Genomic DNA, 15,990 nt, shown 5'->3' with positions numbered 1-15,990 from the left:
CTGAATTATGAAATATCGACAGTTAACAAAAGAACAATTTTTAGAATTACACAACGAATTCGCAAAATTTTTAGCTTCTCAGCAAATTGATATTGATGAATGGAGTACCATTAAAAAAGAAAAACCTTTAATGGTTGAAGAGGAATTAAATATATTTAGTGATTTGGTTTGGGAAGATGTACTAACAAAAACAAACTACTTAGAACATATCTCTGATGATGGAATTAATTTATTCAAATGTAATGCTAAAGAAATGATACGAATTTATATTAAACTTAAAAATAAAGATAAAAATTTTTTAAACGCAACTGATTTTAAATGGTTTTTACAAAACCCTTTAGATGATAGTATTGAGTACTTTAAAGCTGTAAAAAAATATTCAAAAGCAAGAAATTTAGAAATCTTTGATTTGATTGAAAAAGGAAGTCAAATTTCAAATGGTAAATTGTTTGCTACCGTTAGTCAGTTAATTCATTTACCACTTTAATTACACCAACAGATGCTTTTTCTGCAATTATCTTTAAATTTGAAAAACTTTGACGTTCAATTGTAGGTTTTGGATCAATAAAATACATTGGAATATTATCTTTTGTATAATTAATTAAACTAGCAGCAGGGTATACTTGCATTGATGTTCCTATTATTATTAAAATATTAGCTTCCTTTATTATTTCTATAGCTTTATCAAGCATTGGAACAGCTTCTCCAAACCAAACAATGTGTGGTCTTAGTTGATTTCCTTCTTCACAAACATCTACTATTTTTAGTTCTTTTCTCCAATCATAAACAAGAGATTGGTTTATTTCACTTCTTACCTTCAAAAGTTCTCCATGTAAGTGTAAAACAGTTGAGCTTCCAGCACGTTCGTGTAAATCATCTACATTTTGAGTTATAATTGTAACATTGTATTTCTTCTCCAGTAATACTAATGCTTTATGTCCTTGATTTGGTTTAACGTTGAGTAACTGAGATCTACGCTTATTGTAAAAATCTAATACTAAATCTTTGTTTCTTGCCCATCCAATAGGAGAAGCTACTTCCATAATATCATAACCTTCCCATAGTCCGTTAGCATCCCTAAAAGTTTTAATACCACTTTCAGCACTAATACCAGCACCTGTAAGAACCACTATTTTTTTCATATTAATAATTTATCCAAAAGTAAAATTTATATTAAAGTTTTTAGGTATTTTTGAGATTAAAGTTTTTATTGATAAATTTAATAAAATGATAAAATGGTTTAAAAACACAGGGCCTGGAGTGTTAGTTGCGGCAGCATTTATTGGTCCAGGTACAGTAACTCTTTGCACACTTGCAGGTGTTAAATATGGGTATTCATTACTTTGGGCAATGACTTTATCTATTGTGGCAACAGTTGTATTACAAGAAATGTCTGCAAGAATTGGTATCATTACCCAAAAAGGGTTAGTCTCAGTTATAAAAGAGCAAATTAAATCACCTATACTTACTAAAATTACCATTATTTTAATTTTATCAGCCATTGTAGTTGGAAATGCGGCTTATGAAGCCGGCAATATAAGTGGTGCATCTTTGGGTATTTCAGCTTTGTTTGGCAATAATCTATATTATTTATACCCTATAATTATTGGTGTTATTGCTTTTGGGTTATTATATATTGGAAATTACAAAGTATTAGAGCGCAGTCTAGTTTTTTTAGTGATAATTATGAGTATATCGTTTCTACTAACAGCAATTATAACCAAGCCAAATATTAGTTTAATGTTAAAAGGGATGTTTATTCCTTCATTTCCTAATGGTAGTACGTTAACCATTATAGGGCTAATAGGAACTACTGTTGTTCCGTATAATTTATTTTTACATGCTTCTTTAGTAAAAGAAAAATGGAAAAATAAAAATGATTTGAAATATTCTAGGAAAGACACTTTTATAGCTATTGTTTTTGGAGGATTTGTATCTATGTCAATTATTGTGGCAGCATCAGCTATGAAAGGAGTAGAAATAAAAAACGGGATAGATTTAGCAAAAGGTTTAGAACCTTTATATGGAAATTTCGCAAAATATTTTTTAGGTATAGGATTGTTTGCTGCTGGTATTACATCAGCTATTACAGCACCATTAGCAGCTGCCTATGTAGCTAAAAGCTGTTTTGGATGGGATGTAGGTTTAAAAAACCTTAAATTTAGAATTGTATGGCTTATAATTTTAGTGTTAGGAGTTGTATTTTCATCTTTAAAAATTAACCCTATTGAAATTATAAAATTCGCACAAGTGGCCAATGGTATTTTACTGCCAATTATAGCTTTATTTTTATTGTGGATTGTTAACAAAACAACTGTTTTAGGAACTTATAAAAATGGTATTTTTCAAAATATTATTTCTGGAATTATAATCCTAATTACCATAATTTTAGGATTTAAAAGTGTTCTAAAGGTTTTTGAATTATTGTAAAATGAAACAGCTAGAGATTAATTGTGATGTAGGTGAAGGTATTAATAATGAAGATTTATTAATGCCTTACATACAATCGTGCAATATAGCTTGTAAAGGTCATGCAGGAAATAATAAAACAATGAGTTTAGTTGTAGAATTGGCGATGAAATATCATGTCAAAATTGGAGCTCATCCTTCTTATCCTGATAGGGCAAATTTTGGTAGAAAGACAATGGTTATTGAAAAAAATAAATTCAAAAAATCAATTCAAAAACAAATAAATAACCTCCTTCAAATTATTGAGGAAAAAGGAGCAACATTACATCATATAAAACCACATGGAGCATTGTATAATGATGTAGCAAAAAACGAAGAATTAGCATCTCAATTTTTAGAGAGTATTTTACCTTATAAAAACAGTGTTAAGTTATATGTTCCATATAATTCAGTAATCTCAAAAAATGCCTTAAAATACGGATTTGCTGTTATTTATGAAGCTTTTGCCGATAGGAATTACAATGATGATTTAAGTTTGGTTTCAAGAAAAAATAAAGAAGCGTTAATTACAAGTAAACAGGCTATTTTTAATCATGTTTTAGAAATGTTGACTGAAGAAAAAGTAACCACAATTACAGGAAGTAAAAAAGAAATAAAAGCTGCTACTTTTTGTGTGCATTCAGACACTAAAAATGCTGTAGAAATTGTAAAATATTTATCTCTAAAAAAAGTAGGTGAAAGTTTATTGTGAGTACATTTAAATTAACATATAAACCTTTTGGAGAATCAGCTATTTTAATTGAATGGCCTCAACAAATTTCGATTGATATTTTAGATGATATTCGTAATTTTAATTTTAAAATAAAAAAAAGAAACATTAAACACATTCTTGAAGTTAATTTTATATATAGCTCATTACTAGTGATATACAAATCAGATAACATAAATTATTTTGATTTAAAGAAAGAATTACAATTTATCTATAATAAAAAACTAGTAGAAAATATTAATTTAAAAAAAACTACTTGGGAAATACCTGTTTGTTATGATATTGAGTTTGGTATAGATTTACCTTATTTAGCTTTGCAAAAAAAAATAAGTGTTGAAGAGGTCATTTCAACACACTGTAGCACTTATTACACAGTATATGGTATTGGATTTTTGCCAGGGTTTTTATACTTGGGTGGCTTATCAAAAAAATTACATCTTAAAAGAAGAGATACACCTCGTTTAAAAGTCCCAAAAGGTGCTGTTGCTATTGGAGGGAACCAAACAGGTGTATATCCTAAAATTTCGCCTGGAGGTTGGCATATTATTGGAAAAACTCCTATTTCAATTTTTAATATAAAAAATAGTAAACCTTGTTTAATAATACCCGGTGATAACGTTAAATTCAATTCAATTTCAAAAGAAGAATTTGAACAGCTAAAATCTAAAAAGGAAGTAACATTAAAAAAAATAGATTTATGCTAAAAATTCTTCAGGCGGGTTTACATACTTCTATTCAAGATATTGGGAGGTTTGGATATAGAAACATTGGTGTTCCTACCAGTGGAACAATGGATATTATTTCAGCAAATTTTGCAAATGCATTATTGAATAATAAGAAAAATGATGCAGTATTAGAAATTACAATGCTTGGGCCAAAACTAGCTTTTACAGTTCCTACAATTCTTTCAATAACAGGAGCTGAAATGTCTGTAAAGCTTAACAATATAACCATTGCTAATTATAAAAAATATTCAATTAAAAAGGGTGATATTCTTTCATTTGGAGAGCTTAAAAAAGGATTACGATGCTATTTGGCTGTAAAAGGAGGCTTTAAAACTGCAAAGGTTTTAAATAGTAGATCTTTTTATGAAGGAATTACTTCAAAAAAATCTTTAAATAAAAATGATATCGTATTATATAATAGCTATATGTATTCTGAAAATAGTTCTAATTCAGTAATTAAAAGTTCAACTTTATTTTTCGAAACTAAAGTAATAGAAGTTTATAAAGGCCCAGATTTTAATTTATTTACATTAGAAGAGCAACAAAAAATACTCTCAAATAAACATACTGTTTCAAATTTATTTGATAGAATGGGCTATAGGATGAAAGAAATAGTTGTTAAACATCATAAATCAATTCTTACAAGCCCTGTTTTACCTGGAACTGTCCAATTAACACCTTCAGGTCAGTTAATTGTACTAATGAAAGATGCCCAAACAACGGGCGGTTATCCACGAGTACTACAGTTAACAGAAAAGTCAATTGCCATTTTAGCACAAAAAAAAGAAGGCGATATCTTTAATTTTTTACTAATTTAATATGATTAGTTCGCATAATAAAAAAATAAATTACATAAATTGTTTTATGAATTTTGAATTTGAAACACTATATTTGCAAAAGTTTTAATGGTATTTTAATAAAATATATGAAGCACTAAAACTGGTCATTCTAACGACTTTAGATAAAATAATATATTATCTTTTTCAATTTAACTGTCTCGTTTTAAAATGACAACCTTAACTGTTTAGGAAATAATAGTTTGTAACAATAAAAATATAACATATAATTAATGGCTGGATCACAAGAAACATTTGGTAAAAAAGAAAGAGAAAAAAAACGTTTAAAAAAAAGAAAAGATAAACTGCTAAAAAAAGAAGAGCGTAAATCAAAAGGGCAAGATAGCGAGTTTGTTTATGTAGATGAATATGGGCAATTGACTGATACTCCGCCAGATCCAACCAGGAAAATAAAAGTTGATGCTTCAACCATTGAAATTGGTATCCCTAAAAAAGAAGATAGAATAGAAGAACCAGAAGAAGATAAAGTAGGTAAAGTATCCTTCTTTGATACTTCTAAAGGATTTGGTTTTATCATTGATAGTAAATCTCAAGAAAAATATTTTGTGCACGTTAGTGGATTAATTGATGAAATTAAAGAAAATGATAAAGTTACCTTTGAGTTAGAAAGAGGCTTAAAAGGCATGAACGCAGTAAGGGTTAAAAAAATATAAATTTAATTTTAAAAAAAACTACTATTTAATTACTTGGGTTAATAAGTGATAATTTCTTAAATAATTAACTTTTGTAGCTCTATACCATAGTCATATTGTAAATCTTCGTGTAAAAAAAGTATCTTTTTTTCAATCGATTTCATCTCCCGTACATAAATATTTTTAAGAACCGTATTCTGTTGTATTGACGGTTTGAAATTTATCAATTTTTTACAAAAATAGAGTAGTAGTTCAACCTCTGTTTCTTTCTTTTTAGAATATCTGATGTATTTTTTTATAGTGCGTAAAATTTTACGAATACTTTTTTTTATAAAATAATAGGTCTTCGTATTTATGAGTTCAAATTGTTCATCAATTTCAACTTTAATCGTTTTTATATAATCACTTTCATTTGAAGATTCAAATAAAAGATAGGTTAACAACTCTTTATTTTCCTTCTTAAATTTTGATAATCTCAAGCACAATTCTATAATTTCATTATGAGAATGATTGCTTAATTCAATTTTTAACTCTTTTATTGTTGCTACTTTCATTGATAAAATTTTTATACCAAGCTAATTTTAAGATGCTATTAGAAACTTTATTATTTTCTTTCATGCCTCCATAAATATATTGAACAGTATCATTTATTGATGCAATCCCTCTTAAATCCATTGGTAATAATTTGTTATATGCTTTTTTTAGTTTCCCATTTATATAATAAAAATCGGCATTGTTTGGTATTGAAATTTTATTCTTATCATAAGCTATCCCATTATAATTATAGGATGAAGTACTACCTCCAATAAAATGAGGACTATTTTTAACAATAGTTGCAGCCATTCTGTAGCTACTAAATGTACTATCTAATTCAATACTTGACCAAATAATATTTGTAGGTTGTTTTGGATTAATAACCCCTTTTCTTAAACGTAATTGGATTGGGAAAAATTCACCCATTGCAGCGCCACCAAAGTAATAAATAGTATCCTTACTAATAATACCATTTGCACCAAAAACTTTAAATTTATAATTATTTGGTACAGAAGTACCTACTTGCCAACTATTTTTAAATGGATTGTAAATTTGAACATTGGGTATGTTTTCTTTTTGACTCCATCCAGTAATTATATAAATAAGGCTATCTCTCCAAACAGTTTGTACGTGATCATCAATAGGAATTGGAATTGGAGTTCCGTCTGTTAAAAAACGATTACTTTTAATAGCATAACGATGTACTTTATTTGATGAAACTTCAGTGCCATCTTTAAATACATGATAACCGCCCATGATGTAAATAGTATCTTTTATTAAAGTTGCTGCTGAAGCAATTTTACCAAGGGTATCTGGTAAATTTGGTAATTGTAACCAAGTATTATTTTTAACATTATACCTATAATTACGTTGGTTAATACCCGAATATAATTTTGTACTATCTAATCCTCCAAAACTAAAAATATAAGGTATACCTTTAATAAAAGCTGCGCTCACAGCATTATTAGTCACCGGTTCTGGTGCTGTAGCTACTTGGTGGACTGAAAGTGATAATTTTGTTAATGGTTTTTTTGAACAACCTAACAACAAAATAAAAAAAAGCAGAAAGTAAATTTTATAAACTGTTAATCTCATCTATTTCTTGTTTGTCAAATTTAATCATTAAAAATGATTAGGAGAAGGGTGAAGCTGGCAATAATTTAATAATAGTACTTTTTTCAGAAGTCTAAATAACAATAACTTTTATGTTGAGCATATTAATTCTTTTTATGTTAAAGTTTCACAAAACTATTTAAGCGTTTGCTTAAATAAGAATATAATTATATATTTGCTCAAAATTATAACAAATATGAAAGTTATTTCTTGTATACGTGAAAAGAAAGATCAATATAAAATTGATCAATATGAATATCTGCTAAAAAATAATGCTACTGAATTTAATCAGCTTAGCAATATTGTTGGTTTAATTGGTAATGGTGTAAGGCTTAAATTGATTTGGCTAATAAAACAGGAACAATTTTGTGTTTGTGATTTGGCCGATATTTTACAAATGAGTGTTCCTGCTATTTCTCAACATTTAAGAAAATTAAAAGATGTAGGTATTGTAGAAACCTTGAGAGATAAACAAACCATTTATTATTCTATTACTCCTGCCAAAAAAATAATTGTGAACCATATTCTAGATTTAGTCTCTGAAGAGATTGCTGTAACCATTTAAATTACTATCTCATGAAAAATAAAAATACAAACAACAACCCAAAATCAAACAGCCTTTTAGGGCTCAGTCTTTTAACAGCTCTAACTGCTTCACTTTGCTGTATTACACCAGTACTTGCATTATTAGCAGGCACTAGTGGTTTTGCTGCAACTTTTTCTTGGATGGAGCCTTTTAGACCTTATTTAATTGGTATTACCATTTTAGTTTTAGGTTTTGCCTGGTATCAACAACTTAAACCTAAAAAAGAGTTAGATTGTGATTGTGAAACAGACAAGAAACCTACATTTATTAAATCTAAATTATTTTTAGGATTAGTAACCGTTTTTTCTATAATTATGCTAGCATTTCCAAACTATTCAAAAATATTTTATCCTGAAAATAAAAAAAATGTCATTGTTAGCAACGAAGCATATATTCAAAAAATAAATGTTGACATTAAGGGAATGACTTGCTCCTCTTGTGAAGAGCATGTAAATCATACAGTTAATGAATTAAACGGTGTTTTAGATATAAAAACCTCATACAACAATAGTAATACCACCATAGAGTTTGACAAAACGAAGACTTCTATTGAAGAAATTGAAAAAGCAATAAATTCAACAGGTTATAAGGTAATTAAAACTAAACCCATAAAATAGTTAAAAAAAATGAAAATTATTTCTTTAAAAATAACTGGAATGACCTGTGATGGCTGTGCTAACGGCATTAAAAAAAATGTAGCCTCGCTAAATGGTATTAGTCATAATGAAGTAAATTATCAAAAAGGCGAAGGTAATTTTAGCTTTGATGAAAAACTTGTTTCAAAAGAAAATATCATTCAAGAAATTGAAAAAACAGGACATTATAAAGTTGAAACCGAATCAAATTCAAATCATTTCGATTTAATAATTATTGGTGGGGGTTCTGCAGCTTTTTCAGCCGCCATAAAAGCCGAAAGTTTAGGACTAACTACTTTAATGGTCAATAGTGGTTTAAACTTTGGTGGAACTTGTGTAAATGTAGGCTGTGTGCCTTCAAAAAATTTAATACGTGCAGCTGAAACAGCTTACCACGCTACTCACTCTAATTTTAAAGGTGTAAAACCTAGAGGTGCAGATATTGATTTTACTCAAATAATTAAGGATAAAAAACAATTGGTTGCCACTCTTCAACAAAAAAAATACATAGATGTTGTAAGCGATTTTAAAAACTTAACTATGATTAATGGATGGGCTCAGTTTTTGGATGAAAAAACCATACTAGTTGACCAAAAAGACACCTATAAAGCTGTAAAATTTATCATTGCAACTGGGGCAACTACAAATATTCCAAATATTGAAGGCTTAAATGAAGTTAATTATTTAACCAATGTATCATTATTTGATTTAGAAGAAAAACCAGAAAGTCTCACCATTATGGGCGCAGGTTATATAGGATTAGAAATCGCAATGGCTTACAACAGACTGGGAGTTAAAGTAAGAATAATAGAATTTACTGATAGACCCTTACGCAGCCAAACAAAAGATATTACTGATGTATTAGAAACACAAATGAAAAGCGAAGGCATTGAAGTTCTTCCAAATTTCCGCGTTATAAAATTTGAAAAAAGAGGCGCTAATACCATTATTCATTGTAAATGCCCTGATGGTTCATTTACTGAATTCATAGAAAAAGGAAAAATTTTGGTTGCCACAGGAACAAAACCCAATACTTCTAAATTAGGGCTTGAAAATACCAATCTAAACCTTGATAAAAGCGGTCATATTATTGTAAATAATAAAATGGAAACTAATTTATCTAATATATATGCTGCTGGTGACGTTGCAAACACGCCTTCTTTTGTTTACACAGCTGCTGCCGAAGGCAATACAGCGGTAACAAATGCTTTTACAGGAGATCTTAAAACAATAGATTACAATTCATTACCTTGGGTAGTATTTACAGACCCTCAAGTTGCTGGTGCAGGAATGGATGAACTCCAAGCCGAAGCTAATAATATTCCATTTGAAGTTTCAAAATTAGAACTTAAAGACGTTCCAAGAGCATTAGCAGCTCAAGATACTAGAGGTTTTATAAAGTTAATTAGAAATACCGAAACCGATAAGCTTATTGGTGCGCGTATTATTGCACCAGAAGGCGGCGAACTCATTCAGCAACTAAGCATGGCAATCAAATTTGGAATAACCGTAAAAGATTTAGCCGAAAGTTTTTATCCGTATTTAACTTTAAGTGAAGGTATTAAATTAGCAGCCATTACTTTTGGTAAAGATGTTTCTAAGTTAAGTTGTTGTGCAAGTTAATAATACCCCTGCTTTTTACTTGTTTTTTATAATTTAAAAATTAAACAAACACTTGTAAATCAGCTAATTATCAAATTATTTGTAAAGTTTACTGATAAATAGTTGTTTAAAACCTAATAAAGGCAGTACTTTTGCAACTTACCAAAAACTAATTAGTGTGTCCGAAAAAACGTTAGAATTAGAAGAGAGAAAAGTTGGAAAAGACCTTTACAGTTATCAGAAAGCTGCAATTAGCAAAATTTTCAAAAGCTTTGATGAAGCTCCGGATGATTACCATTTATTATATCAATTACCAACAGGTGGAGGTAAAACAGTTATTTTCTCAGAATTAGTTCGCCAATACTTAAAACATCATAAGAAAAAAGCACTGGTATTAACTCACAGGATTGAATTATGTAAGCAAACATCAAATATGCTTACTGAATTTGAGGTAACAAATAAAGTAGTTGATAGCAAAGCAAATTTAGATGACCAAAATAATTACAGCTGTTTTGTAGCAATGGTTGAAACCTTAAACAATAGGTTAAATGATGATAAATTTGATATTTCAGATATTGGGTTGGTTATAATTGATGAAGCACATTACAATTCATTCACCAAATTATTCGATTTTTTCTCAAAATCATTTATTTTAGGAGTAACTGCAACACCTTTGAGTTCCAATATTAAACTTCCAATGAAGGATAATTACAATGAACTAATTGTAGGTGAAACAATAGAATCTTTAATTGAAAACGAATTTTTAGCTCGTGCCGAAATATTTTCATACAACGTTGGATTAACTTCTTTAGAAGTTGGAGCCAATGGAGATTACACTGTAAAATCTTCTGAAGATTTATACACAAATAATGAAATGTTAGGTAAATTAGTAAATGCATACGAATTGCATTCAAAAGGAAAGAAAACACTAATTTTTAACAATGGCATTAATACTTCAATTCAAGTTTATCAATCATTTAAAGCCGCTGGTTACCCTATTGCCCATTTAGACAATACATACAGTAAAAAAGACAGGAAAATGGTGTTAAAATGGTTTAAGGACACACCACATGCCATATTAACCTCTGTAAGCATATTAACCACAGGTTTTGATGAACCAACAGTAAATACTATTATTTTAAATAGGGCAACAAAATCTTTAGGGTTGTATTATCAAATGATTGGTAGAGGATCTCGTATTTTAAAAAACAAAGCTACTTTTACAGTAATAGATTTAGGTAATAATATGCATCGTTTTGGACCTTGGGGAGCAGATTTAGATTGGCAACAAATATTTAAATCACCAAATTATTATTTAGATAAAATTTTAAGTGATGAAGAACTTGAAAGTAATTTTAAATATGAAATGCCCTCTGAGTTAAGGAAGGAATTCTCAAAATCACAAGAAGTTTATTTTGATATTAAAAAAATGTATATTGAATCTGTGAGTAAAGGTGAATCCTCAAAGGTTGTACTAGAACGTTCCTTAAAACAACATGCAAAAATATGTATTGAGAATAGTGAAGATGTGTATGATGCTTTTGAACTATCAAAAAAATTAGGAGATGATATTGATTACAGAATAGAACGTTATACAAAATGTATTTGCAGAAGTACACATAATTTTGTGACTTGGTTAAAAGAAGATTATAGAACAAAGCTTCGTTTGTATTTACGAGATAATTTTGATAGAGATTTTGAAGTTATTCATGGTAGACCGCCAGAAGAATAATTAAATACTAGATTTCCTAAAATAAAATAGTTAAATCCAAGATGGATAAATCACGAAATCCCTTACTTATTATTATTTCATTTTTCTCAATTTATGTAATTTGGGGATCGACATATTTGCTTAATAAAATTGCTGTAACGGAACTTCCACCATTTATGTTAGCCTCTGTACGTTTTATAAGTGCAGGTATTTTAATATTTATAATTGCTTTAATTTCAGGTGTAAAATTAACAATTACAAAAAAACAATTGTTAAATACAACTATTGCTGGCTTTCTGTTTTTAACTTTGGGAAATGGATTAGTGGTGTGGGCTCTAAAATATGTAGATAGTAGTTTTGCTGCCTTAGAAATTTCAGCACAACCGTTAGTTGTTCTTATATTAATGAGAATTTTTGAAGGTAAAAAAATACAAGCAATGTCTGTTGTTGGTGTAATTTTAGGTGTCATTGGTATTTATTTATTGGTTTCCCAAAAGCAACTTTTAACTAGCGAAGACTCTGTATTGGGAGTACTCATGATTTTTACTTGTATGATTAGTTGGGGCTACGGCAGTTTATTTGTAGGAAAAGCCGATCTTCCTTCAAATTATTTTGTGAATACAGGATACCAAATGCTAATGGGAGGCTTTATGTTAATGCTTAATAGTTATTTGTTTGGAGAAACTTGGTCTTTACCAATGGATTGGAGTTTTAAAGTGCAATATTCATTAATATTACTTATTATTTTTGGAAGTATTGTAGCATTTACATCATTCAACTATTTATTAAAAGTAGTATCACCTGAAAAAGTAGCAACTTCAACCTATGTAAATCCTATTATAGCAACTGGGTTAGGGTGGTATTTTTTAAAAGAACAAATTACAACTCAAACTATTGTTGCAGCAATAATTCTTTTAACAGGTGTTTATTTTATCAATACCAAGAAAAAACTTGTTATTTATTCAAGGTTTAGGGATAAAAAAAGGCAGCTATAAAAGCTACCTCCAAAATTATTAAAAAGTAAGTTACTTTGTAAAAGCAAAGTTTAGATTACTTCATTTTCTTATTATTTAATTCTAAAAATTTTCTTCTGTAAAGTAAATAGAGCTACTTGCCATTCTCGAGCTCCTATTTATTAAAATAAAAGAGTTGCGAGTAAACACTTATTAAGCTGACTGACGAAAGGAGGGAAGTGTAATGTGTGTGGAATGGAAAATTAAAGACAAAAAATAATTAATTAAATGAAAACACTCATTAATAATTTATTACTTTTATTCCTTAATATTTAAACATAAAAATAAAATTGGAATTAAAGTTTATTGGTCAAGGTATACATCAGGATTAGGAATTTCTTTCTATTTTATATAAAACGACCTTTAATATTGAAATCTGGGATGTCATATAATGTTGATTTTACAATCCTTTTGTTAAACCTAAATTGTTTTAGATTTTTCTTATGTCTTTTAAATTCAGAATACTCAATTCTTGGATCAAATACAATTTCATCAATTAATTCTAATGGGTATAAAAGATATTGATATAAGTTTGGGTTTCTATCTCTTTTAAATCTACCATTGAACAGTAATCTCACTTCATTTTCGTGGTTAAATGCATCTCTTTATAAATAATAATGATTGCATTTAACCTTCACCACTTGGATTAAAATAAATCCAATTATCTATATTTTCATTTAGAAAATCTTTTAATTTATTTGTAGAGAGATATTTAACTTTTCCTAAATAACAACTATAACCACTTTCGTCTCCTGAAATAGAATAGAGAGAGTTTAATAATTTTCTTGGGGTAGTTGTTATTCTCACTCCATTTTTATTTGGAGATTAAATTCTCCACATTGCATCGTTTTCTTCAGTTTGTGTCCAACATTGTGCAAAAATATTATCTCTAAATCCAATACTCGTTTCTTTTTCATCCTTCATTTTTAAATCAATCACAGAACTTATAATATGATTTTCAAACGGATCTTACCATAGTTTAGGACTCACCAAAAAATTCTTGTGAGTTTCAAATAATTGAAAAAGTCTATTTACAGACAGAAATCGAAAGATAGGTTTATCTTTTTCTTCTTCTGTAAAATTTAGTAGATTTTCTTCCATAGCTTAATCTTTTCTTTCTTTCTTTCTTTCTTTCTTTCTTTCTTTCTTTCTTTTGATGCGTTCTTATGTTTGCTTACTTATTATATCCGTTATAAAATTACTTTTAATAAATTTCAATACCAAATCAAACTCTATAATTTCATTTTATAAAAATGTACTTGATATCTGGATTATCTTTTCTTTCATAGTGAGTTACTAACTCACTATACTTTATTACCTTTTGTGATATGTAATGAATATTGAACTAAAATAATTACTTATATTTGAAGTGTAAAATTGCAATTGAGAATGTCAATACAAAATTTAAGAGAAGAATTCCTTTTAGAAGCTAAAGCTGCACCAAAATTATTTAAGGACTTAGCAAAAGTTGAACAATATATAGCCGAAAGTTATAAAACAAGGGCTCTTATTGAATTGATTCAAAATGCTGATGATGCTGAAGCTACAAAATTTGGAATCCATAGTTTTAAAAATGGATTTATTGTTGCTAATAACGGAAAACCATTTACTAAAAATGATGTTGAAGCACTATGTAGAAGTGGTTCATCAAATAAACAAAGAGGTGGACAAACAATAGGTTATAGAGGTATTGGTTTTAAATCAGTTGTGAATATTGCAAACACAGTTAACATATTAAGTGGCGAATTTAAATTTAGTTTCGAAAGAAGTAAAACAATTAAAGCTCTTAATAATGTATTAGACGTTCCATTAATACGAATACCTCATATTTTTGACCAAAAAGATACTGAATTAGAAAATGAAGTTTCTGAAATCATTGGAGAATATAATTATAATACTGTATTTATTTTCAGTAACGTAATAGAAGAAATTTCTAGAAATGAGTTAGACAGTTTAGATAGAAGTTCTTTATTGTTTTTAAAAAATTTAAACGAAATTCATATTAATTATAAAAATATACATAGAAATATTTTTGTTAAAAAGAATGATGATAATAATGTTGGTAATGTAAAGCTAATTGAAGGCGAATTTGTTGATGAATGGAAAATACAACATTTAGAAAATAACAAAACAGATTTGGTAGCTTTTAAAATTGAAAATGGAATTATAATTCCTGCTTTAAATGACGAATCTGTTATACATTCATTTACGCCAACTAATGAGTTTTCAGGTGCATTTATTAAAATAAATGGTGATTATACGACTGATCCTTCACGTAAATCTGTTGATATGGATGAGTTATCTGTACAGTCTTATAATAATGCAGTAAAAATTATAGTAAAATCCATTAAAGATATTTTGAATGGAGACCTTTCAAAACAAGGGTTTTTCACACCTTTTATAAACGTTCAAACTTCTGAATCAAGCCGATTTAAAAAACTTTTGTTTAAGTCTTTAGATAATGCATTACAAAATAATATTAATTCAATAAGAATTAAACCTGATTGGTTAAATTTTGAAGATTATGAGAATATTTGTAAAAATGGGATAACTTCAATTAGTAAAAATTTAATATCAACTTACCCTGAAATATTTACTTTTTTGAAGTTAATTAATACAAAAATCCTAAATACTTACGATACAATAGAACGCATAAATTCAGTAACCTTGACTGTAATGGGATATGCACAAATCTATTCAAAGATTATTGCTCAATATAGATATGATTTAGATAGTACTACAACTGAAAAATTGAAAAATTTGAGTTTATTTCCTACACAGAATGGCATTTTAAGTGCAAATCAAATTACGAGTACAAATGAATTAGAAAAAGAATTTATTAATTACCTGAATAACAATGTTGATTCTGCTGATGCAACAATGTTTTTTAAAAAGTTTGGAATTGAAACTAGCCAATCTATTGGAATAGTGAGCGTTAATAAAAATGAGATAAAAGCACCAACGTATACAAATGAAATATTAAATAATACTTCTACTTTTAAAATACCACCTACAATAAAAAAATGGAGAAGTACTGAGAAAAATGCACAAGAATATTTGAAAGCATTAAATGTTGCCTTATCTGTAAAGGATGTAACAGAAGCTAATCTAGGTTATGATTTGGAAATGATGTTGCATAATGGGAAAAGAATTTATATAGAAGTTAAAAGTGTAAACTCTTTTATAGAACCTTTTAAAATTTCAAATAATGAATATTCTAGTGCACATAATTATGGAGAAGACTATTATATTGCTCTTGTTATAAATAATGATGACTTTAAAATAATGTTTGTACCAAACCCAATTAAAAATTTATCATTTGAAAAAAAATGTGAACGGTGGTCTTGGTTTTGTGATGAGTATATTAATGATTTACAAGAAATTAATCAAATTATATTATAAAA

General features: G+C 28.1%; 17 protein-coding genes. 12 read left to right on the top strand and 5 right to left on the bottom strand.

The features are described 5' to 3' along the window. The first annotated feature begins 7 nt into the window (after positions 1–7). Positions 8–487, top strand: coding sequence for a DUF6495 family protein (locus tag Lupro_RS02120; RefSeq protein ID WP_068205859.1), 480 nt, complete (start codon positions 8–10; stop codon positions 485–487). Here Lupro_RS02120 and Lupro_RS02115 read toward each other — a convergent pair. Beyond that, complete coding sequence (locus tag Lupro_RS02115; RefSeq protein WP_068205857.1) at positions 459–1,142, bottom strand: SIR2 family NAD-dependent protein deacylase; 684 nt, start codon at positions 1,140–1,142, stop codon at positions 459–461. The two genes, Lupro_RS02120 and Lupro_RS02115, sit on opposite strands and share 29 nt — an antisense overlap. A gap of 85 nt (positions 1,143–1,227) precedes the next feature. On the opposite strand from Lupro_RS02115, the gene Lupro_RS02110 reads away from it, so the two are divergent. From Lupro_RS02110 to Lupro_RS02090, 5 genes are all read left to right on the top strand, one after another. Further along, positions 1,228–2,430 carry an Nramp family divalent metal transporter gene (locus Lupro_RS02110; RefSeq protein WP_068205855.1) on the top strand — a complete coding sequence of 401 codons (1,203 nt, stop codon included), beginning with the start codon at positions 1,228–1,230 and terminating at the stop codon, positions 2,428–2,430. Position 2,431: 1 nt separating this feature from the next. Continuing rightward, on the top strand, positions 2,432–3,160 hold the full coding sequence (gene pxpA / locus Lupro_RS02105) for a 5-oxoprolinase subunit PxpA (RefSeq protein ID WP_068205851.1): 729 nt from the start codon (positions 2,432–2,434) through the stop codon (positions 3,158–3,160). Continuing rightward, positions 3,157–3,882, top strand: a complete 726-nt coding sequence (gene pxpB, locus Lupro_RS02100; protein ID WP_068205850.1) for a 5-oxoprolinase subunit PxpB — start codon at positions 3,157–3,159, stop codon at positions 3,880–3,882. The genes pxpA and pxpB overlap by 4 nt, the downstream gene beginning before the upstream one ends. Further along, the gene (locus Lupro_RS02095; protein ID WP_068205847.1) at positions 3,876–4,721 is read left to right on the top strand and encodes a 5-oxoprolinase subunit C family protein; all 846 of its coding nucleotides are present in this window, start codon (positions 3,876–3,878) and stop codon (positions 4,719–4,721) included. The genes pxpB and Lupro_RS02095 overlap by 7 nt, the downstream gene beginning before the upstream one ends. Positions 4,722–4,972: 251 nt before the next feature. After that, the gene (locus Lupro_RS02090; RefSeq protein ID WP_068205845.1) at positions 4,973–5,413 is read left to right on the top strand and encodes a cold-shock protein; all 441 of its coding nucleotides are present in this window, start codon (positions 4,973–4,975) and stop codon (positions 5,411–5,413) included. 56 nt (positions 5,414–5,469) lie between these two features. Here Lupro_RS02090 and Lupro_RS02085 read toward each other — a convergent pair whose 3' ends face one another. Together Lupro_RS02085 and Lupro_RS02080 are read right to left on the bottom strand one after the other, a co-directional pair. Continuing rightward, positions 5,470–5,946: a hypothetical protein gene (locus Lupro_RS02085; RefSeq protein WP_068205843.1), complete on the bottom strand. Its 477-nt coding sequence runs from the start codon at positions 5,944–5,946 to the stop codon at positions 5,470–5,472. Further along, the gene (locus tag Lupro_RS02080) at positions 5,912–7,021 is read right to left on the bottom strand and encodes a Kelch repeat-containing protein (RefSeq protein WP_068205841.1); all 1,110 of its coding nucleotides are present in this window, start codon (positions 7,019–7,021) and stop codon (positions 5,912–5,914) included. Before Lupro_RS02080 ends, Lupro_RS02085 begins: the two co-directional genes overlap by 35 nt. 214 nt (positions 7,022–7,235) lie before the next feature. Between Lupro_RS02080 and Lupro_RS02075 the strand changes: the two genes are divergently transcribed. From Lupro_RS02075 to Lupro_RS02055, 5 genes are all read left to right on the top strand, one after another. Further along, entirely contained in the window at positions 7,236–7,604 is a 369-nt protein-coding gene (locus tag Lupro_RS02075) for an ArsR/SmtB family transcription factor (protein WP_068205839.1), read from the top strand. An 11-nt stretch (positions 7,605–7,615) separates the two neighbouring features. Next, entirely contained in the window at positions 7,616–8,242 is a 627-nt protein-coding gene (gene merTP / locus Lupro_RS02070) for a mercuric transport protein MerTP (protein ID WP_068205837.1), read from the top strand. Positions 8,243–8,251: 9 nt separating this feature from the next. After that, positions 8,252–9,883: a mercury(II) reductase gene (gene merA / locus Lupro_RS02065; protein WP_068205834.1), complete on the top strand. Its 1,632-nt coding sequence runs from the start codon at positions 8,252–8,254 to the stop codon at positions 9,881–9,883. 151 nt (positions 9,884–10,034) lie between these two features. Beyond that, positions 10,035–11,594, top strand: a complete 1,560-nt coding sequence (locus Lupro_RS02060; protein WP_082703841.1) for a DEAD/DEAH box helicase — start codon at positions 10,035–10,037, stop codon at positions 11,592–11,594. 41 nt (positions 11,595–11,635) lie between these two features. Next, positions 11,636–12,568: an EamA family transporter gene (locus Lupro_RS02055; RefSeq protein WP_068205830.1), complete on the top strand. Its 933-nt coding sequence runs from the start codon at positions 11,636–11,638 to the stop codon at positions 12,566–12,568. A gap of 365 nt (positions 12,569–12,933) precedes the next feature. On the opposite strand, the gene Lupro_RS13415 is transcribed toward Lupro_RS02055, so the two are convergent. Next, entirely contained in the window at positions 12,934–13,164 is a 231-nt protein-coding gene (locus Lupro_RS13415; RefSeq protein WP_144439093.1) for a hypothetical protein, read from the bottom strand. Between the two features lie 49 nt (positions 13,165–13,213). Beyond that, positions 13,214–13,393 carry a hypothetical protein gene (locus tag Lupro_RS02050; RefSeq protein ID WP_068205828.1) on the bottom strand — a complete coding sequence of 60 codons (180 nt, stop codon included), beginning with the start codon at positions 13,391–13,393 and terminating at the stop codon, positions 13,214–13,216. 582 nt (positions 13,394–13,975) lie between these two features. On the opposite strand from Lupro_RS02050, the gene Lupro_RS02045 reads away from it, so the two are divergent. Then, positions 13,976–15,988, top strand: a complete 2,013-nt coding sequence (locus Lupro_RS02045; RefSeq protein WP_068205826.1) for a protein NO VEIN domain-containing protein — start codon at positions 13,976–13,978, stop codon at positions 15,986–15,988. The last annotated feature ends 2 nt before the right edge of the window (positions 15,989–15,990 follow it).

Origin of the sequence: Lutibacter profundi, from assembly GCF_001543325.1 — a bacterium.
In the GTDB taxonomy this organism is placed as follows: Bacteria; Bacteroidota; Bacteroidia; order Flavobacteriales; family Flavobacteriaceae; genus Lutibacter; species Lutibacter profundi.
The sequence above is the reverse complement of the archived record's forward strand: the minus strand, read 5'-3'. Positions and strand labels throughout refer to the sequence as shown.